We start from the raw sequence: 18,696 nt of genomic DNA on the forward strand, positions 1-18,696 counted from the left end.
AGATACTCATGGGGAAATGGATATCCAAAAAATCAGCTTAAAACAAGGAGAAGCGATGAATGCAGATACGAGCTTGCTAAAAGAAAGAAAACCTGCCAGAGAACAGAAAAAGAGAAAAGCCATCGAATTAGAGTTCGAAGAACCGGTCAATTTCAAAGTCCTTTTTCCAGAGGAAAAAGAGATGCCAAAAGAAGGATCTGGGAAAATCCTCGAATTCAATGACCAGGGGATACTGCTTCTGACTGATAATTTTTTTAATGAAGGCTCCTTCGTCAACCTCTCTATAAAATTCAAAGGGTTAGGACCTCTGGAGGGAATACTGGGGAAAATAAAAAAGGTGGAGGAATCTGAAGAACATGACTTTTATGTAGGAGTGGAGCTTTACTCTTCAGAAAAAATCAAAGCCGAAGCTTTAAGCGGACTACTCCCAGAAGAAATGGAAAGCTTTAATGCCAGGCTCAAAAAAAGCCTGGTAGATTATTTCAGGCATACGCGGAATTCTCAAAAGAAGACATTCAGCTCAAAAGAGAATATCTCTTATTAAAAAAAATGGAAATACAGCTTACCTCAGAGAAAATACAGAGCTTAGACCTTCTGGTCGAGCAGCTCAAGGACATTTTTCTTGAAATTCCAGTGGGAATTTTCATATGTGATCAGAAAGGGGAGGTCAAATACGTCAATAAATTTTTCCCCAGAGTCTTGGGGGGTTCTAAGCCTGAAGATTCGATTGGCTTGAATGTCCTGGAGTTAGAGAATGTCAAAGCTGCAGGGGTGGATGCGAATTTCAAACAGACCTTAGAACAAGGCGAGCCCTTTTCAGTCGAAAGAGTCAAATACAAAAGCATCTGGGGAAAAGAGGTTTATCTCTCCATCAGGGCTACACCAATTAAGGAGAAAAGCGGTTCAACCTGCGGGTTAATAGGTTTTCTGGAGGATGAGACTGATAAAGTCAAGTTGGAAGAGGGGCTGAAGCAGAAGATCGCCGAGCTCTTCATCATCGACGAGGTGGAAAAAGTCCTGGGAAGTACCCTAAATCTTAACGAGATCCTTGAAATCATCTTAATCGCAGTCACTGCCGGACAGGGGCTGGGATTCAACCGGGCTTTTCTTATGCTGATGGATGAAAAAGGAACCTATCTGGAAGGGAAGATGGCTATCGGACCTTCTAATCGGGAAGAAGCATACCGAATCTGGAATAACCTTTCTCAACAATATCAATCCCTGGAAGATATCCTGAAGTCTTACCGTTCTGCATTGCAACAAAAGGATATCGAAGTAAATCAAATCGTTCAGAAGATAAAGGTATCGATAAGGGAAAAAGATAATCCTTTGATCCAGTCAGTTCTGGATAAGCAGGCTCGCTATCTGGATGAGGCCAACTACTCTCCTTCTTTTACCTCAACCCTTTTTGAAACCATAGGCACCCGTAAGCTGGCATTGGCCCCCTTGATTTCAGTGGATAAGGTAGAAGGCATAATATTAGCGGATAATTTCGTGACCGGCAAAGAGATAAAAGACGAAGATTTAAAGCTTCTCCAGATCTTCGCCCACCATGCCGGCAGTGCCATTGAGAGGTCAAGGCTGTACCAGAGATTGGAGCAGAAACTGATGGAATTGGAAGAAGCCAACAGGAAAATAGCGGAGAATAGTCAAAGGATGATCAAGATGGAAAGACTGCAGGCGATTGAGGAGGTGACCTTTCAGGTAGCGCACGAGTTAAGAAACCCGATGACCATAATCGGTGGATTTGCCCGCTCGATTTTGAAGAAGACTTCCCCTCAGGATGAGAACTACAAGTCTCTGGAAATAATCGCTTCGCAGACCGAGAGGATGGAGGACCTGCTTACCAATTTCCTGGATTATGTCTATGTCCCGGAAAATACAGTCGAGGAACTGGACCTGAATCAGAGCCTGGAGCAAAGTCTGGAACTGCTTAAAGGCGAATTAAAAGAGAAAAGGATTTATCTGATCAAAAACCTGCATACACAACTCCCTAAGCTTCACCTCAATCCGGAATTGCTGAGTTCTTCCCTGGTGAATATCCTTCGTTATATGCTCTCCAATTCCAGCTCCTCTGGCTCTCTTTACATCACCACCCAACCTTTTGACGAACAGGTTAGCCTTACTTTCAGCTTGATGCCAGTCAATTCAATTCTTCTTCCAGAGAAAAGCTCAAGTTTTTCCCTGGCTTCCACTTTGATAAGAAATTTAGGAGGAACCCTGAAATACAAACCCGAAGACAAAGCCAGACTCTGTCTGGAGATAAATTTTTTCCCAAAAGGAGGTAAAGATGGACAGCATTCTAATAGTCGATGATGAGGAGTACATCCTGGAACTTTATCAGAAAGAGCTTAGGGATGAGGGGTATGAGGTAAAATTAGCCAGGAATAATACCGAAGCCCTGAAAATGGCGGAGAAGGAGAATATAAATTTAGTGGTTTTAGATATAAAGTTATCCGGGGAAGAGGATGGTTTACAGACTTTGACCGAGTTAAAAAAACAGAACAAGGATCTACCGGTGATCTTGAACTCAGGCTATTCCACCTACAAAAATAATTTTCAGACCTGGCTGGCAGATGCCTATCTGGTCAAATCCTCTAACCTTTCAGAATTAAAAAATAAAATTCATACTCTTTTAAGCCGATAATCTGACAGGCCAAATACTTCTTAGGCCGAGGAAAAAATGAACGAAAAAAATAAGGAAAGCTCTCTTTCGTCCGGAAAGGTGAACGGGGATACCTCTTTTGAAGAAATAGAAGAAGTACTCAAATCGATGGAGAATTTTGTAGAGCAGGTTAAAGGAGTAGCATTAAACCTGGCCTCCGCAACTGCCAAAGCCAGGAACTATCTACCCGCCAAGATCAGCGAGGACGTGCTGGATCTGGTGAACCAATCCTCCAAAGCCACCTCAGAGATGTCCAAGCTGATTAAGCTGGTGCGGATGGAAGTGGGAGGGGTTTATTCTATAAATCAATACGGGGAGATAGAATTCCAGAGGAATAAAGTCATCGAGGAGAAGATAGAAGAATATCTGGAAAGGATCCTGGCAGAAAGTCAGAGGATTCTTTTGATAATGAAGAGGCTGAAATCGATTTCTATAGACAACAAGTTAGTCTAAAAAAGTTCAGGAAGATATTTCTTAAAAAAGGGGAAGATAGTTCCGAAAAATCTGGTTCAGTTTATCTTTGAACCTATAAATTCTTTAAGCTAGCAATTCAAGAACAAATTAATTGACCGGGGGATAAGAAGTTAAGCGGAGAAGTCCTTTATCACTTTAAATCCTGAAAATAAGGCATATAAGTTGCTGAAAAAAATTAATGAAATTTACTCAGGAGTCTTATGACAAGGTCTCAGTTCATTTTAATACTGCTGATAATACTTATGGCTTTGCTTCTCCCTTATGGATTGAAATCAGCAGAGCCGGATCAGGGGAAGTTCAAGCCGGTATCCGAGCAGGTCTATCAGGTTCCAGAGGGTTAAGCTCTTAGCTGGATTTGCCGACTAAAATAATGCCAGAGTTACTAAAAGGGGAGGTCTGTTGGAACAGCAAGTTCTAAGCCTGATAAAATTGATCCATAAAGAGGTGGGGTCGCTGGAGAATTTTCTCAACCTGCTGACAGAAGAACAGGAATGTCTGATAAATAATCGTTTTGGTCGTCTGGAGGAATCGATTATAAAACAGGAGCAGGCCCTCATCCAAGCCAAGCAATTAGAGAAAGAAAGGATGAAGATAACCTCCTGGCTTTTTAAGGATTTTAAAATTGACCAGAGAAAAGGTTCCCTTACTAAACTGATCCAGCTTCTGGATAGCTCTCACTCTTCTAAACTGGAAGAACTGCAGAAAACCTTAGTGGATTTACACCGCAAAGTGGAAATTCAAAGAGAAAGGAATGAAGAGCTGATAAAAGATTCGATGAGTTATATAGACCGGAGTATCAAATTCTTAATGGAGCCCTCTCCTGTCTCCTATTTAAGGAACCCCTCGCATAACCAGGGCAAGGTAATGCCCCCTCTGGTTTTAGATAAAGTAGGGTAATAAAATCGGGGAAAAAGACCTATGGCTGACATATACACAGGGATTGGTGGATTAAAAAGGGTTAATTCCCTTTTAAAAGGTAAGGCGAATTCGTCCCGGATCCCGATTGAAAAAACCGAGCGGGCATCCGCTTTAAATCAAGTGAGATTGACTCCCGGGTCAGAGAAGATCATTACCTCTGAAATAAAATTGAATAATGGCGTCCATATAACTGGAGTAAAGGATAAGAAAATCAACGAGCTGATCTGGCAGAGGCTTACCTGCGAAAAAACCATTCGTCTAAAACAGGAGATCAAAAATTTTTCCTCAGCCTGGCTTTCTCGCTTAAGCTGAAAAAAGGTCTGTAAATTTCAAGAGGAGAAGTAAAGATGCTGATTCTTACCAGAAAATTAGGGGAGAGCATCACCATCGGGGATGATGTCAAGATAACGGTCTTGGGAATTCATGGCAGGCAGGTCAGACTGGGGGTGATTGCGCCTCAAAAGGTAGTTGTTCACCGGGAGGAGGTCTATTTCAAGATACAGGAGGAAAACAAAAAGGCATCCCAGGCAGGGAAGGAAGAAGCTGCCGAATTAGCCAAGACTATCAGGGAAAAGATAAAGGAAAAGCCTAAGAGAAAACAGGATTATCCGGAGTAAACTGTAGTTTTGTTCCAGACATATGCTGCTTTAGGCTAAGATCCCCCTAACTCAGATAGTTAAAAAAAATCAGTTGATCCGACTTGATAAAAATATGTTCTTCAAAATCAAAAATAAACTTAACCATCAAACCCAGAAGAAAGCTGGTTTTTCCTCCAAGAAGGAAAAGGAGCAACTCAGTGCCAGGCTGAACAAACTGCGAAATCAGAGAACCCCTTTTTCCTCTGAGGCGATTGATAGCAGCTTTGTTTACTTCGAGGAGAAATAGCCCCCACTTTCTCTGATTACAAAAGGGGGGCAAATGGAGATTTTGACTTCGCGTTTTGGCAAAATCTCTTTCTCTTCAAAAGAGGTTTACAATTTCAGCAAAGGGATTTACGGTTTCCCTCAGGAAAAGAAGTACGTTTTTCTGAAGCTGAAAGAGTTCGATCCATTTTTATGGCTGCAATCTGTGGAGAAACCGGATTTAGCCATTCTTTTAATTGACCCTCTCATTTTTCTCAGGGATTATAAACCAGAGATACCGAAGAAGGAGCTTGAAGATATAGAGATTCTGGATTTGAAAAAAGTTAAAATCTACGTTACCGTAACTCCATCTGGCAAACTAGAACAATCTACACTTAACCTTTTAGCTCCTATTATAATCAATCCAGCGAAAAAATTAGGGAGGCAGGTAGTGCTAAAAAGTAGTGATTATAGAATCCAGCATTCCATCTTTGAGAGCTTTAAAAAAAATTCTAAAAAACTATAAAGCTTCTCAGAATAGCAAGAGGTTTAAATTCTAAGGAGTTGGGGTCAAAAAGGGTGGGAGGAGTCCTTCATTTTTTTACGAAACTCAGCATGCTTCGAGTGGTATACTAACGCAGACTAAAGTCTGCGTCTACCATCTATTCTATAAGCAAAAACAGCTCCTTGTGATATATCAAGGGCGTATAGCAATACGCCCCTACCATTCGTGGGGAAATTAAATTTAAGTTTTAAAGATTAAAGACGATAATCATAATAGAGGTAAAAGAAGATGAAAATCCAAAAAGTTGGTCTGAATTTCAAGATCGCTTCTAACAGAGTTAAAGATATCTCAAGCTCAAAAGTTGTTCCACTAGACAAGATTGAATTATCTACCTCCAAGAATGTCAAAGAGTTACAAGCAAAATCTGATATAAATCAGGTCAATGCTAAAGCCGGATTCAAAGTCAATTCACCCAGGATAAACCTTTTAAATTCCGTTTATTCCAGGCATGAAATTCAGAGCAAAAAGATTGATAACTTAAAGAAGTCAACTCTACATGAAGTATCACCACCTGGTAAAGATAAAATTATCTCCTCTACTGCTGATGTTCGTCAGGAAAAGATCATAGAGGTAAAAAAGAAGTTAGCTCAGGGATACTATTCCCGGATTGAGGTTTATTCTAAAGTTGCTGATAAAATCCTGGATATTTTGATTTAGCAAGCTCGCCCCCTTTTTATTTAAGCCCCCTTAGACAATTCAAAAGATGAAAGAATCCTTTTCTGAACAAAAGGAAGTCAAATCAGCTTTTGACAAAACTGAGGGAAACCTGCCTACTCCTAATCTGGTTTTCCAGGAAATCATTCATTTGATCACTGACCCTTATAGCTCTATTTACGAGATCGTTTCGCTTATTTCAGAAGATCCGGCATTGTCTTTTAAAACTTTAAGGCTGGTCAACCGTTCTGAGAGTCAAAAAGGAGAAAGCCTGACCAGTGTCAAGCAGGCTTTGTCCGTTCTGAGTAGAGAGGAAATCAAAACTCTGGTCTTATCCACTTACGTGACACCCATTGAACAGGAATACCAGGAGTTTTTATTTCGTCATTCATTAGCCTGTGCCTGTGCTTCCAGAATGATCGGACGCTATCTTTATCCGCATAAACCTTTGAAGTTAGATATTCTGTTCACCCTGGGTCTTCTACATGATCTGGGTAAGCTGGTTATTTTCTCCTCTTACAATCAAGAGAATAATCCAGAAGATAACAAGTCGGTTCTGGGAAAAGCCAAAAAAAGCTCAAATACTCCGGTGATAGATCATGCAGAGATAAGTGCTAAATTTATCGCTAAAAGTCATCTTTCAGGGGTGCTTTATCAAGTAGTTCGATTTCACCATCTGCCCAGGCAAGCTTCATCTCACAAGGAAGCAGTGATGATCATTCATCTGGCGGATTATTTAGCCAATCTCCTTAATGTCGATCTGGAGCACAGCAGTCTTAGCCCGACAGATGAGGATTGCTGGACAATACTCGGACTGGAAAAAACAAAAATCCTCGATTACCTTTCTCAACTAAAAAATGAGTTTCAGAAATCTGAAGTCTTTTTAAGGCTTTCTGAAGCACAAAACTGAGTTAATAAATTCGCTATTCTGACTTTTTCTCCCCATACAGTTAAGCGTCGCTTTTTTTCAGGCAATGAAGTCCAAATCCGGTTATAATCTTTTTTCAGATATAAGGCAGGATAAAACTATTAGGTTAAATATAAATTCTCACGGGTTAGCGAAAGATTCAAACAGATATCGATTATTCCGATATAAGATAAGTAAGTTTATTTTCACTTGACAGTGGGTGAGCTTAAATTTATATTAGCTTGCCGTGAAATGTTTTGAGTTGTTTTGCTGAATTTCAGAGAAATTAAAGATAAAGGTTGAAGGGATAAAGGGATGAAGGGTTGAAGAGTTTAAGAGGTCGACACTTTTAAACTCCTAAACTCTAAAACTATAAACTGTATTATCGGGCAATTAGCTATAGATGGTTAGAGTGTCCCGCAAGAATGCGGGAAGGTCAAAGAAGAAGTTCAAAGACTCAAAGGTTCAACAGTTCAAAGGTGGAAAAACAAGATTAAACTCATAAACTTTTAAACTCTTAAACTGTATTAAAGGGCGATTAGCTCAGATGGTTAGAGTGCTTGCTTGACATGCAAGAGGTCACTGGTTCGATTCCAGTATCGCCCACCAGGAAAAACGGTTAATGGTTCATAGTTCATAGTTCGTAGTAGGGAAAGACGCAAGGGAGTACCTGACCCCTGTTTCGGGGTAATTTTTTATAAGCTTTTCTGGATGGAGCAAATGAAGAAAAATCCTAAATGGGATGATTTTGTGGAATGGTCGGCTCGCGCCGGATGCAAGGAAAAACCGGATAGTTATCTGATAGCCAGGCTGAATGGTGAGCTGAAGGACTTGTCTGCTGTTATTGGCTCAGAACCGAATTATAGCGTTAAGCTTTTGACCTTTGAGGATCCAGAGGGCAGAACTGCATACTGGCACAGCACTTCGCATATTATGGCTCAAGCAGTGCAAGAGCTTTTTTCAGGCACCAGATTAGGGATTGGTCCAGCTATAGAGGAAGGGTTTTATTATGATTTCGATAAAAAGGAGCCCTTTACCCCTGAGGATTTAGAGAAAATCGAAAAAGGAATGGCTGAGATTATCAAGGAAGACCTTCCCTTTGAAAGAGAAGAACTCTCTAAATACGAGGCTTCAAATCTTTTTAGAGAAAAAGGTGAAAAATATAAATTAGAGTTGATTGCTGAGTTTGATAGTGAAAAAGTCAGTATCTACAAGCAAGGCGATTTTGTGGATCTCTGCCGCGGTCCTCACCTTTTCTCAGCCGGAAAAGTGAAGGCTTTTAAGCTGTTGCAAGTTGCCGGTGCTTACTGGAGAGGGAATGAAAAAAATCCGATGCTTCAGAGAATCTATGGGATATCATTCCCCAGCCAGAAAGAGTTAGACGATTTCCTCAAAAGACTGGAAGAGGCAAAAAGAAGGGATCACAGAAAATTGGGCCGGGAGTTAGACCTTTTTGACATTTACGATGAAGCGGGAGGAGGACTGGTTTTCTGGCATCCTAAAGGTGCCCTGATTCGCAGACTGATTGAGGATTTCTGGGTAAAGGAACATTATAAGGCAGGTTATGAGCTTCTGAACACGCCCCATATAGCAAAATTGGACCTCTGGAAAAAAAGCGGTCATACTGATTTCTACACCGAATATATGTACTCTCCAATGAAGATCGAGGAGGAGGAGTACGAGATCAAGCCGATGAACTGCCCTTTTCACATACTGGTATACAAATCGAAATTAAGGAGCTATAAGGAGCTTCCCATTAAATGGGCAGAGTTGGGCACGGTTTACAGATACGAGCGCTCCGGGGTTCTGCACGGGCTGTTAAGAGTTAGGGGATTTACCCAGGATGATGCTCACATATTCTGTCAGCTGGAACAACTTGAAGAAGAGATCATTAAACTGCTGGATTTTACCCTGTTTTTCCTCAGGTCTTTCGGTTTTCAAGAGTATGAGGTGTACTTAGCTACCCGTCCGGAAAAATATATTGGAGATCCTGCTACCTGGGAGAAAGCTACTGAAGCTTTGAAGCAAGCCCTGATTAAACATAATTTACCTTTTAAGGTGGACGAGGGTGGTGGAGCCTTCTACGGACCAAAGATCGATTTAAAGGTGAAAGACCTTTTAGGCAGAGCCTGGCAATGCACTACCCTGCAGTTCGATTTCAACCTGCCGGAGAGGTTTGACCTGCACTTTGTAGGAAAAGATGGAGCCTTTCAAAGGCCCATAATGATTCACCGGGCACTATTAGGATCGCTGGAGCGTTTTTTCGGACTTCTGATAGAGCACTATGCAGGAGCTTTCCCAGTCTGGCTTTCACCGGTTCAGATTTCTCTTTTGCCTATAACCGGAGAGCAACACGCCTACGCCCGGGAGGTAAAAAAGATTCTGGAACAGAAAGGATTTAGAGTCAGATCAGATGAGCGCAACGAAAAGATAAATTTCAAGATCAGGGAATCCGAAGTCGAGAAAATCCCTTATATGCTCATCCTGGGTAAAAAGGAAGAAGGGAAAAAGACTGTTTCGGTACGCAGGCATGGATCAGGAGATTTAGGGGAGTTCAGCTTAGAAGATATAATTGCAAAGATCGAACAGGAAATTGTCTCTAAACAATAAAAACCGCAAAGGAGGTGAGAAATATAGCAGATAAATATATCAGGATTAACGAAAGGATAAGAGTCCCTCAGGTCAGGTTGATCGATACCACCGGCGAACAGATAGGGATTGTTCCCACCCGAGAAGCATTAAGAATGGCTTTAGAAAAAGGATTTGACCTAGTGGAGATCTCACCCACTGCCAAGCCTCCGGTGTGCAAGATCATGGATTATGGAAAATTTAAATATGAGTTAAACAAGAAGGCAAAAAGTGCCAAGAAAAAACAGCATGTCATCCAGATGAAGGAGATGAGGCTGAGACCTAAAATAGAAGAACACGACTACCAGTTCAAGCTTAAGCACATCCAGGAGTTTTTAGAAAAAGGGAACAAGGTAAAAGTATTTGTGGAGTTTCGCGGCAGGGAGATGGCCCATCAGGAATTAGGTCATAAGATCATCCAGAGGCTTGAGGAGGACTTGAAAGACCTGGGAATAATCGAGCAGAAAGCCAAGATGGAAGGCAGAAACCTATCACTGACTTTCATGCCCAAAGGATAAACTATAAAAAGAGACATTTAAAATGCCCAAAATCAAATCATCCAGAAGCGCCAGAAAGAGGTTCAAATTTACAGGCACAGGTAAGATTAAAAGGAACAAAGCCTTCAGGCGCCACATCCTCAGCAGCAAGACCACCAAACGGAAGAGAAAATTAAGAAAGAGGGTCCTGGTCAGCAAGGGAGATCATCCAAGGATAAAGAAACTTATAACTGCCTGATAAGGTAAACTCTCTTGCGAACAGGATAGAAAGGAGGAGAAATGCCCAGAGCTACCCACAGGGTCGCCACCAGAAGAAGAAAAAAGAAGATACTTAAAGCAGCCAAGGGTTACTACGGAGGCCGCAGAAAGCTGCTCCGCACTGCAAAGGAGACGGTTGTCAGAGCAGGGGTCTATGCTTACCGGGACCGGAGAAACAAGAAAAGAGACTTTCGCAAACTCTGGATCACCAGAACAAATGCGGCAGCCAGACTATTCGGCTTAACCTATGCGGCCTTTATCTCAGGTTTGAAAAAAGCTGGAGTGATGCTTGACCGGAAAATGCTTTCGGAGATAGCAGTTAAAGACCTCAACACTTTTGAAAGCCTGGTAAAGCTTGCCAAATCAAGTACAGGCGCGGCATAAACTCTAAATTAATTTAGGATGACTTTTTCAGAAAGATTAGAGGAGCTCGAAAAGGCGGTAATCGATAGATTAGAATCAGCCTCAACTCTGAGAGAACTTGAAGAGCTTAAAGCCGAATACCTCAGCCGGAAGGGTAAGTTTTCTTTGCTGCTCAGGGAATTAAAAGAGCTTTCTGCAGAGGAAAAGCCTAAGGCAGGCGAAAGCGCAAATTCTCTCAAGAAAAAGTTAGATGAGCTTCTGCAGTCAAGACTCCTGGCACTTAAGGAAAAAGAGCAGAAATCTCCAAAGGAGTTTTTCGATTACACTCTTCCCGGACGCAGAAGCTGGGAAGGGAAACTGCATCCTCTTACCCAGGTCCTTGACCGGATCATAGAGATATTCTACGGGATGGGTTTTGAGGTGGCAAAAGGTCCGGACATAGAGACCAATTATTATAACTTCGACTCCCTGAATTTTCCCCAGGACCATCCAGCCAGGGATATGCAGGACACTTTTTATCTGGCAAACGATTTGATTCTCCGGACTCATACCTCGCCCGTGCAGGTCCGGGTTTTTGAGAAAAAAAATCCGCCAGTCAAAATCCTTGCTCCAGGAAGAGTTTATAGACACGAGGCAATAAATGCCAGGAGCTACTGCCTTTTTTATCAGGTGGAAGGTTTCTATGTGGATGAGGGTGTGACCTTTGCTGATCTAAAAGGGGTTCTGGTTGCTTTCGTAAAAGAGTTTTTCGGCAGGGATGTAGAACTCCGGTTCCGGGCAAGTTTCTTTCCTTTTACTGAGCCTTCGGCTGAAGTGGACATCAGGTGTATTATCTGCAAGGGAAAAGGGTGCAGTGTCTGCAAATATCGAGGCTGGCTGGAGATTTTGGGAGCAGGGATGATCGATCCGGAAGTTTTCAAAGCAGTGGGTTATGATCCAGAAAAGTATACCGGATATGCCTTTGGGCTGGGAGTGGATCGAATTGCCATGCTGAAATACCGGATCGATGACATCCGCCTGTTCTATGAGAATGATCTGAGATTTTTAAGACAGTTCTGAAACGGATTTTTTTCAGAGGCTGCTGTTTCATTAAATAATAATTCATATAAAAGCAAGCTTGAAATCAGATGAAAGTAAGTTATAAATGGCTTAAGGAGTTGGTCGATTTCGACTGGTCAGCCGAGGAGCTGGCGGATAAGCTGACTTTTGCCGGTCTGGAGGTTGAGTCAATCGAGTCCTGGGGCACGAGTCTTGATAAAGTTATTGTGGGGCAAATAAAGAAGATTGAAAAACATCCGGATGCAGAAAAGCTTTCCGTCTGTTTAGTCGATACTGGCAGGGAGACCTTCCGGATAATCTGCGGGGCAAAAAACGTAAAAGCAGGAATGAAAGCCCCTTTGGCTTTGATCGGGGCAAAGCTTCCTGCAGGTTTGCAGATTGAAAAGGCAGTTTTAAAAGGGGTCGAATCATCCGGGATGCTCTGTTCTGAAAAGGAGCTGGGAATTGGAGAGGAATCAGAAATAATAATGGTTTTAGAGGATGCCCTAAGAATTGGTGATCCTTTGAGCACCGTCTTAGATTTAGAGGATTTCATCCTGGACATAGATATAACCCCGAATAGACCGGATGCTTTGTCTATGATTGGAATAGCCAGAGATGTATCCGCACTCTCAGGAGGAAAGCTCAAAAAACCTGAATTTCAACTGAAAGAAGTAGAGGAGTCTGCGTCAAAATGGATCGAGGTTGTAATCGACGATCCCTCAGGTTGTCCGCGATATGCTGCCAGGGTAATAAAGGACATAAAAATAGAAAAATCTCCTTTCTGGCTTAGAAGAAGATTGGAATGCTGTGGAATGAGAGCGATCAATAATGTGGTTGATGCGACCAATTATGTTTTGCTCGAAACCGGGCATCCTCTGCATGCTTTTGATTACAACCTCTTCACCTCACTTCCAGGTAATTCAAAAAAGGTTCTTGTGCGCAGGGCAAAAGATAAGGAGAAATTCTTCACTCTGGACGGCGTTGAGAGAACTTTGAGTCCTGAGGTTCTTCTCATAACCGATGGAAGCAAGCCTGTGGCTATTGCCGGAATTATGGGCGGAATGGAGAGCGAAGTCACAGAAAAGACTAAGGATGTTCTTCTGGAAAGCGCCTATTTCGACCCAAGAGTCATTCGCCGGGGAAGGATTTCCCTGGAGCTTAATACTGAGGCTTCCTACAGGTTCGAGAGAGGGGCGGATACTAATGTCATAATCAAAGCGGCTGACCGGGCAGCATATCTTATGCAGAATCTTTGCGAAGGAAAGGTCTTAAAAGGGGTCGTGGATAACTATCCGGAACCTATATACCCTGCCAAGATACCTTTTAGACCTGAAAGATGTTCAAAGGTCCTGGGTATAGGCATAGGCGAAAAGGAAATTGAGAATATCCTCGGTTATCTTGAATTAAAGATCAGCGAGAAAAGTTCTTCGAGCTTATTAGTAGAGGTTCCGACTTTCAGGCCAGATTTGGCCCGGGAAATAGATTTGATCGAGGAGATTGCCCGGATTTATGGCTTTGATAAGATAGAAAGCGCTTTCCGGGCTGGAGGGGAGCTTTTCACCGCGATTTCTGAAGAAGAAAAGTTAACACGAAGAATCAAAAACCTGTTATCCGGGAAAGGTTTTTTTGAAGTCATCTCAAACAACTTGGTAGATCCGGTGAAGATGTCCAGGATTAATCCTTCTAAAGAAGCGGTGAGAGTCCTCAATCCCTTAAATGAGGGACTTTCTGTCTTGACTACGTCGTTAAGCTTTAACTTACTCTCCATCATCTCCTGGAATCTGAACAGGAAAGAAAAGGACCTTAGGATATTTGAATTAGGGAAAGTCTTCTGGTCAACTGAGAAAAACCAGCCAGTGGAAAGGTTTAAGTTGGAAATTGCCCTTTGCGGAAGAAAAACCCCGGTTTTCTGGGGTGAGAAAGAAAAGCAGACTGACTTTTATGACTTGAAGGGCATTTTGGAAGACCTACTTTATGAGTTGAAGATAGAAGGAATAAACTTTTCTCCAAAAGTGTCGAATCTTTTCACTGAGGGGATGAGTTTTGAGCTTCAGAGCCAGGAAAGGGTTTTGGGAAGTCTGGGAAAAGTGAATGAAGAGATTTTAAAGCTCTTTGAGATTGAACAGGAGGTATTTCTGGCGGAGTTAGATTTTCAAGCACTTTCCGAACTGATTCCTCCAGCAGGGTTTTACACCCCATTGCCCAAATTTCCCAGAGTGGAAAGGGATATCTCCATGCTGGTGGATGAAGATAAGTTATGCGCAGACCTGGAAAAGGCGATAATAGATATTGGGGGAAAGATGGTGGAGAAAGTCCACCTTTTTGACCTTTATAGAGGTGCTCAGGTGCCAAAAGGTAAAAAGAGTTTAGCTTTTGCCATCTGGTATTGCTCAGAGGAAAAAACCCTTACGGATGAGGAAGTCGAAAAGGTGCACAAAAGAATAATAGAGGGGCTTAAAACAGGTTTCGGAGCCGAGCTCAGGGAGTAAAAAAGGAGGTTTTCTATGCAATGGGAGAGCTTTGAAAAGTTAGAACAGAAGATAAAGCAGGTTCTGGAACAAGTCGATAAATTAAAAGAGGAGAATGATCAAGTAACCAATTCCTACAACATCCTGTCATCCAGGTTCTTTGAGGTTGAGGAAAAGAATAGGAGCCTGGTTAAGGAAAATATCCAGCTAAAAGCTCAAATAAAAGAGAGGGAAGAGAGTATAAAGAGTAAGGAGGAGAAAGTTAAAAGAAAGATAGACAATCTCTTAGCTCGAATAGAAGGCATTAAATAAATTTTTTACTTGACAAGTTTAAATTAATACTTTATAATTTTTAGGTACAAACTTAATATAAATCAAGTTAAGTGGAAAAAGAAGGTATTTAAAATAATTCAAGATGTCGCAAGAACTTCAAGAGGATAAGAAACAAACCATTAAAGTGAATATTTACGGTCAGGAATATCCTATTAGGTCAGATGCAGATGCAGCTTATGTTCAGCAGATAGCTGAATATGTCGACCGGAAGATGAAGGAGGTAGCAGAAAAAGTTCCTGCCCGAATCCATAGTCAGCTTGCGGTCTTAACCGCTTTGCATATTGCAGATGAGTTTTTTAAGGAACGGGAAGACAAGGAGAAGAAACTGTCAGAGGTTGAGGAAAAGACCCAGTCTCTGATCGAGTGGTTAGACGCTAAGCTGATACAAGAATAGTTTTTAAACCAGATTTAAACCCACTTAACTTGAGACTTTTTCCCCTACGGGGGAGGAGGTTTTCAGTGAAGTGGGTTTTTTGCTATAGAAGGAGGAAAAGATGAGTATGACGCTGATTGTTGCTGGAGTTGCGGTTGCGGTTCTGATGTTCTTTGCAGGTTGGTTTATCAGCCGGCGGATTGGAGAGGCAAAGCTGGCTAAAGCCGAAGATCTGGCAAAGAAGATCGTTCAGGAGGCGGAAAAAGAAGCTGAATTCAAGAAGAAAGAAGCGATCTTAGAGGCAAAAGATGAATGGTACAAGACCAAGGTCAATTTCGAGAGAGAACTTGCTAACAAGAGGATGGAATACCAGAAGGTCGAGAAAAGGCTTCAGGAAAGGGAAATCAATCTCGACCGTAAGGTAGACATACTTAATAAAAAAGACCGGGACATACAGAATAAGGAAAAAATCCTTTTTGCCAGGGAGAAGGCGATAAAAACCAGAGATGAGGAGTTAAACCGGTTAATTTCTGATCAGAACCGGCAACTGGAGAGGATTGCCCAGATGACCTCTGAGGAAGCCAAAAAGATATTGATGGCGAACTTAGAGAATCAAGCCCGGCAGGAAGCAGCCCAGCTTATAAAGGAAATCAAAGAGAAAGCTGAAGAGACTGCGGAAAAAGAGGCGAAAAACATCATCATCTCAGCCATTCAGAGATGTGCGGCTGACCATACTGTGGAGTCCACAGTCTCAGTGGTAAGTCTTCCGAATGAGGAGATGAAGGGCAGGATTATCGGTAGAGAGGGAAGAAACATCAGGTCTTTTGAGACCGCAACCGGAATAGATGTCATAGTAGACGATACTCCTGAGGCGGTCATACTCTCCGGTTTTGACCCGATCCGCAGAGAGATCGCCAGGATGGCACTGGAGAAACTCATCTTAGACGGCAGAATTCATCCGGCCCGGATTGAGGAGATCGTAACCAAAGCCCAGAAAGAGATGGATGTAATCATCAAAGAGACCGGTGAGCAAGCCTGTTTTGACGTGGGGATTCACGGAGTCCACCCAGAGATTATCAAACTATTAGGAAAGCTTCAGTACAGAACCAGCTATGGCCAGAATGTGCTCCAGCATTCAAGGGAAGTGGCATTTATAGCCGGGTTGATGGCGGCTGAGCTGGATTTGGATGCGAATTTAGCCAAAAGGGCTGGGCTTTTGCATGACATCGGCAAAGCAGTGGACAAGGAGACAGAAGGAACTCATTCCCAGATAGGTTATAATATCGCCCAGAAATATGGTGAGCATCCTTTTGTTTTAAATGCCATACTTTCGCATCATGAGGACGTGCCGATGGAATCACCCTATTCGATTTTAGTTCAATCTGCAGATGCCATTTCAGGAGCTCGTCCAGGTGCTCGTCGTGAAACCTTAGAGGGGTATATAAAGAGACTGGAGAAGTTAGAGGAATTAGCTGACTCCTTTAAGGGTGTTGCCAAAGCTTACGCCATTCAGGCTGGCAGAGAGGTAAGGATAATCGTGGAGCATGAGCAGATAGACGATAATTCAGCCGCCAATTTAGCTCAGGAGATTGCCAAGAAAATCGAAGCGGAGATGGAATATCCCGGACAGGTGAAGGTTACGGTAATTAGGGAAACGAGGGCGGTCGAGTATGCGAAATAAAGATTATGACGGATGACGAATAACTAAAAAAGTTCCTGCTCCGGGCGGATGTTATCATCCGCCCGTGTCCGCTGGATGATAACATCCAGCGGGAGCACAGAACCGCGTAGGGGTGGAGCTTGTCTCCACCCTTTTTAATTTGTTGCCGTCGGGTCCCCTGACCCGACGTAAAAACAGAGCAAACTCCAACCTGCCAGGTCAGGGGACCTGGCAGGCACCGTGATTTCGGATGACGAATGATTCTCCGTAGGGGAGGGGCTTGTCCCCTCCCGTTTTTATTCTTGTTGAGCTTTGCGAAATCCCGCTCTGCGGGAGCTCCACCCTTTTTTCGTAGGGGCAGACCCCTCCTTCGACCTTGCTCAAGATGGTGAGCTTGTCGACCCATGTGTCTGCCCTTTCTATTTGGGATTACCTTATCACCCTCAAATAAGTTTGAGGGTGCCACCCGGTCGTCGACAGCATGTCGTCATTGCGAGGAGTCCATTTGGACAACGAAGCAATCTCCTAAGGTCACGGATTGCTTCGTTCCCCCGCCTCTGGCGGGGTCACTCGCAATGACATTTTTCTAATTAATCTCAATTTTTTTCTTGCTTAATTTCTGATTTTGCTTAAAATGATGAGAAGAATTTTTTATCACCGGGCGGAGGAGGAAATAATTACTTCAGCGGACTGTCAAACGGATTGCTTCGCTCTCCCGCCTCGGCGGAATCGCTCGCAAAGACGTCTAAATCGCTACATTTGAACAAGGAGTCATTTTGAAAGTACTTTTAATAGGTGATTTGATGGGGAAACCAGGCAGGTGGGCTGTCTCGCAGATGTTGCCTGATTTGAAAAAAATAAACCAGATAGATTTCGTGATAGCTAACGTGGAAAATGCCGCAGGCGGGTTCGGTCTGACCAAGGAGATCGCCTCCAAGGTTTACAGCTATGGGGTAAACGTCCTTACCTCCGGGAACCATATCTGGGACCGCAAGGAGATCTATGAATACCTGAATAAGGAACCGAATATCTTACGCCCGGCTAATTATCCAGCAAGAGACCCGGGAAAAGGGTCAGTAGTCTATCAGATGAAAGACGGGACCAAGATCGGGGTTTTGAATATCCAGGGAAGGGTTTATATGAAGGAAATCGACTGTCCTTTCCGCATTGCTGATCAGGAGATCGAGAAACTCAAACCAGAAACCAACCTGATAATAGTCGACGTGCACGCTGAAGCCACCTCTGAGAAGATGGCTCTGGGCTGGTATCTTGACGGAAGGGTATCCGCAGTTATCGGCACTCATACTCACGTGCAGACTGTGGATGAGACTATCCTGCCAGGAGGGACTGCATTTATAACAGACGTCGGTATGACTGGTGGACATAACTCGGTCATAGGGATTATAAAAGAAGATGCGGTTACCCGGTTTCTGACCCAGATTCCGAACCGGTTCAGGATCGCGAAGGACGATATCAAATTCTGTGCGGTCTCAGTGGAGATCGATCAGAACACTGGAAAAGCTTTAAAAATCGAAAGAATAAGAATCGATATGCCACCTATAAATGATGAGATGGAGGGAGATTAAAAATGTCCAATTATGTCCAGAATGGATCCAATCGGAGATCCATAGGATCTGCTGAATTAATTGATGGTAAAAAGATTTCCGAGCAGATTAGAGCAGAGGTCAAAGTCTCTGTCGACGACCTCAAAAACAAAGGGATAGTTCCCGGCTTGGCTGCGGTTCTGGTGGGAGATAATCCAGCATCTCAAATCTACGTTCGGAGCAAGGCAAAAGCCTGCGACGAGGCTGGGATTTATTCTGAGGTTTTGAAATATCCCAAGGAGATGAAAGAGTCTGAGCTTTTGGAGCTGATTGACGAGCTGAATCATAAAGAACAAATCAGCGGGATCTTAGTTCAGCTTCCTCTGCCCGAGCAGATTTCCGAGGAGAAGATCATCAAGGCGATTTCACCGGAAAAAGACGTGGACGGGTTTCATCCTTATAATCTGGGGCTGATGTTAGCTGGCAAGCCGACTTTTTTGCCCTGC

Annotated in this window: 22 protein-coding genes, 1 tRNA gene and 1 pseudogene; all 24 read left to right on the plus strand. The window is 42.9% G+C overall.

Annotated elements, in window-relative coordinates:
* Positions 1 to 55: 55 nt before the first annotated feature.
* Complete coding sequence (locus MUP17_08755; protein ID MCJ7459066.1) at positions 56 to 544, plus strand: hypothetical protein; 489 nt, start codon at positions 56 to 58, stop codon at positions 542 to 544.
* A gap of 5 nt (positions 545 to 549) precedes the next feature.
* A complete protein-coding gene (locus MUP17_08760) occupies positions 550 to 2,316 on the plus strand; it encodes a PAS domain S-box protein (protein MCJ7459067.1) in 1,767 nt (588 codons plus the stop codon).
* Positions 2,291 to 2,647 carry a response regulator gene (locus MUP17_08765; GenBank protein ID MCJ7459068.1) on the plus strand — a complete coding sequence of 119 codons (357 nt, stop codon included), beginning with the start codon at positions 2,291 to 2,293 and terminating at the stop codon, positions 2,645 to 2,647. The genes MUP17_08760 and MUP17_08765 overlap by 26 nt, the downstream gene beginning before the upstream one ends.
* Positions 2,648 to 2,683: 36 nt before the next feature.
* Entirely contained in the window at positions 2,684 to 3,118 is a 435-nt protein-coding gene (locus MUP17_08770; GenBank protein MCJ7459069.1) for a hypothetical protein, read from the plus strand.
* A 221-nt stretch (positions 3,119 to 3,339) separates the two neighbouring features.
* Complete coding sequence (locus tag MUP17_08775) at positions 3,340 to 3,480, plus strand: hypothetical protein (GenBank protein ID MCJ7459070.1); 141 nt, start codon at positions 3,340 to 3,342, stop codon at positions 3,478 to 3,480.
* Between the two features lie 58 nt (positions 3,481 to 3,538).
* Positions 3,539 to 4,036 (plus strand): flagellar protein FlgN, encoded by a 498-nt coding sequence (locus MUP17_08780; protein ID MCJ7459071.1) that lies wholly within the window; start codon positions 3,539 to 3,541, stop codon positions 4,034 to 4,036.
* 21 nt (positions 4,037 to 4,057) lie between these two features.
* Complete coding sequence (locus MUP17_08785) at positions 4,058 to 4,369, plus strand: hypothetical protein (protein ID MCJ7459072.1); 312 nt, start codon at positions 4,058 to 4,060, stop codon at positions 4,367 to 4,369.
* A gap of 35 nt (positions 4,370 to 4,404) precedes the next feature.
* Positions 4,405 to 4,566: pseudogene (gene csrA, locus MUP17_08790) on the plus strand (carbon storage regulator CsrA).
* A 202-nt stretch (positions 4,567 to 4,768) separates the two neighbouring features.
* Positions 4,769 to 4,942: a hypothetical protein gene (locus MUP17_08795; protein ID MCJ7459073.1), complete on the plus strand. Its 174-nt coding sequence runs from the start codon at positions 4,769 to 4,771 to the stop codon at positions 4,940 to 4,942.
* A 33-nt stretch (positions 4,943 to 4,975) separates the two neighbouring features.
* Positions 4,976 to 5,425: a flagellar assembly protein FliW gene (locus tag MUP17_08800; GenBank protein ID MCJ7459074.1), complete on the plus strand. Its 450-nt coding sequence runs from the start codon at positions 4,976 to 4,978 to the stop codon at positions 5,423 to 5,425.
* Between the two features lie 267 nt (positions 5,426 to 5,692).
* The gene (locus MUP17_08805) at positions 5,693 to 6,121 is read left to right on the plus strand and encodes a hypothetical protein (protein MCJ7459075.1); all 429 of its coding nucleotides are present in this window, start codon (positions 5,693 to 5,695) and stop codon (positions 6,119 to 6,121) included.
* 46 nt (positions 6,122 to 6,167) lie between these two features.
* Positions 6,168 to 7,028 carry an HDOD domain-containing protein gene (locus MUP17_08810; protein MCJ7459076.1) on the plus strand — a complete coding sequence of 287 codons (861 nt, stop codon included), beginning with the start codon at positions 6,168 to 6,170 and terminating at the stop codon, positions 7,026 to 7,028.
* A gap of 529 nt (positions 7,029 to 7,557) precedes the next feature.
* Positions 7,558 to 7,634: transfer RNA gene (locus MUP17_08815), tRNA-Val, on the plus strand.
* Between the two features lie 111 nt (positions 7,635 to 7,745).
* Entirely contained in the window at positions 7,746 to 9,635 is a 1,890-nt protein-coding gene (gene thrS / locus MUP17_08820) for a threonine--tRNA ligase (GenBank protein MCJ7459077.1), read from the plus strand.
* A 14-nt stretch (positions 9,636 to 9,649) separates the two neighbouring features.
* A complete protein-coding gene (gene infC, locus MUP17_08825) occupies positions 9,650 to 10,171 on the plus strand; it encodes a translation initiation factor IF-3 (protein ID MCJ7459078.1) in 522 nt (173 codons plus the stop codon).
* 22 nt (positions 10,172 to 10,193) lie between these two features.
* On the plus strand, positions 10,194 to 10,388 hold the full coding sequence (gene rpmI / locus MUP17_08830) for a 50S ribosomal protein L35 (protein MCJ7459079.1): 195 nt from the start codon (positions 10,194 to 10,196) through the stop codon (positions 10,386 to 10,388).
* Positions 10,389 to 10,429: 41 nt separating this feature from the next.
* Positions 10,430 to 10,792: a 50S ribosomal protein L20 gene (rplT, locus tag MUP17_08835; GenBank protein ID MCJ7459080.1), complete on the plus strand. Its 363-nt coding sequence runs from the start codon at positions 10,430 to 10,432 to the stop codon at positions 10,790 to 10,792.
* Between the two features lie 18 nt (positions 10,793 to 10,810).
* The gene (pheS, locus tag MUP17_08840) at positions 10,811 to 11,830 is read left to right on the plus strand and encodes a phenylalanine--tRNA ligase subunit alpha (GenBank protein MCJ7459081.1); all 1,020 of its coding nucleotides are present in this window, start codon (positions 10,811 to 10,813) and stop codon (positions 11,828 to 11,830) included.
* Positions 11,831 to 11,898: 68 nt separating this feature from the next.
* Complete coding sequence (gene pheT / locus MUP17_08845) at positions 11,899 to 14,301, plus strand: phenylalanine--tRNA ligase subunit beta (GenBank protein MCJ7459082.1); 2,403 nt, start codon at positions 11,899 to 11,901, stop codon at positions 14,299 to 14,301.
* Positions 14,302 to 14,316: 15 nt separating this feature from the next.
* Positions 14,317 to 14,592: a cell division protein ZapB gene (gene zapB / locus MUP17_08850; GenBank protein ID MCJ7459083.1), complete on the plus strand. Its 276-nt coding sequence runs from the start codon at positions 14,317 to 14,319 to the stop codon at positions 14,590 to 14,592.
* A 103-nt stretch (positions 14,593 to 14,695) separates the two neighbouring features.
* Entirely contained in the window at positions 14,696 to 15,007 is a 312-nt protein-coding gene (locus MUP17_08855; GenBank protein ID MCJ7459084.1) for a cell division protein ZapA, read from the plus strand.
* A 100-nt stretch (positions 15,008 to 15,107) separates the two neighbouring features.
* Positions 15,108 to 16,667: a ribonuclease Y gene (rny, locus tag MUP17_08860; GenBank protein MCJ7459085.1), complete on the plus strand. Its 1,560-nt coding sequence runs from the start codon at positions 15,108 to 15,110 to the stop codon at positions 16,665 to 16,667.
* Positions 16,668 to 17,422: 755 nt separating this feature from the next.
* Positions 17,423 to 18,232, plus strand: a complete 810-nt coding sequence (locus tag MUP17_08865) for a TIGR00282 family metallophosphoesterase (protein ID MCJ7459086.1) — start codon at positions 17,423 to 17,425, stop codon at positions 18,230 to 18,232.
* Positions 18,233 to 18,234: 2 nt separating this feature from the next.
* The coding region (locus MUP17_08870; protein ID MCJ7459087.1) for a bifunctional methylenetetrahydrofolate dehydrogenase/methenyltetrahydrofolate cyclohydrolase at positions 18,235 to 18,696 on the plus strand (462 nt) is incomplete at its 3' end.

This window comes from Candidatus Zixiibacteriota bacterium, from assembly GCA_022865345.1.
Taxonomy (GTDB): Bacteria; Zixibacteria; MSB-5A5; order MSB-5A5; family RBG-16-43-9; genus RBG-16-43-9.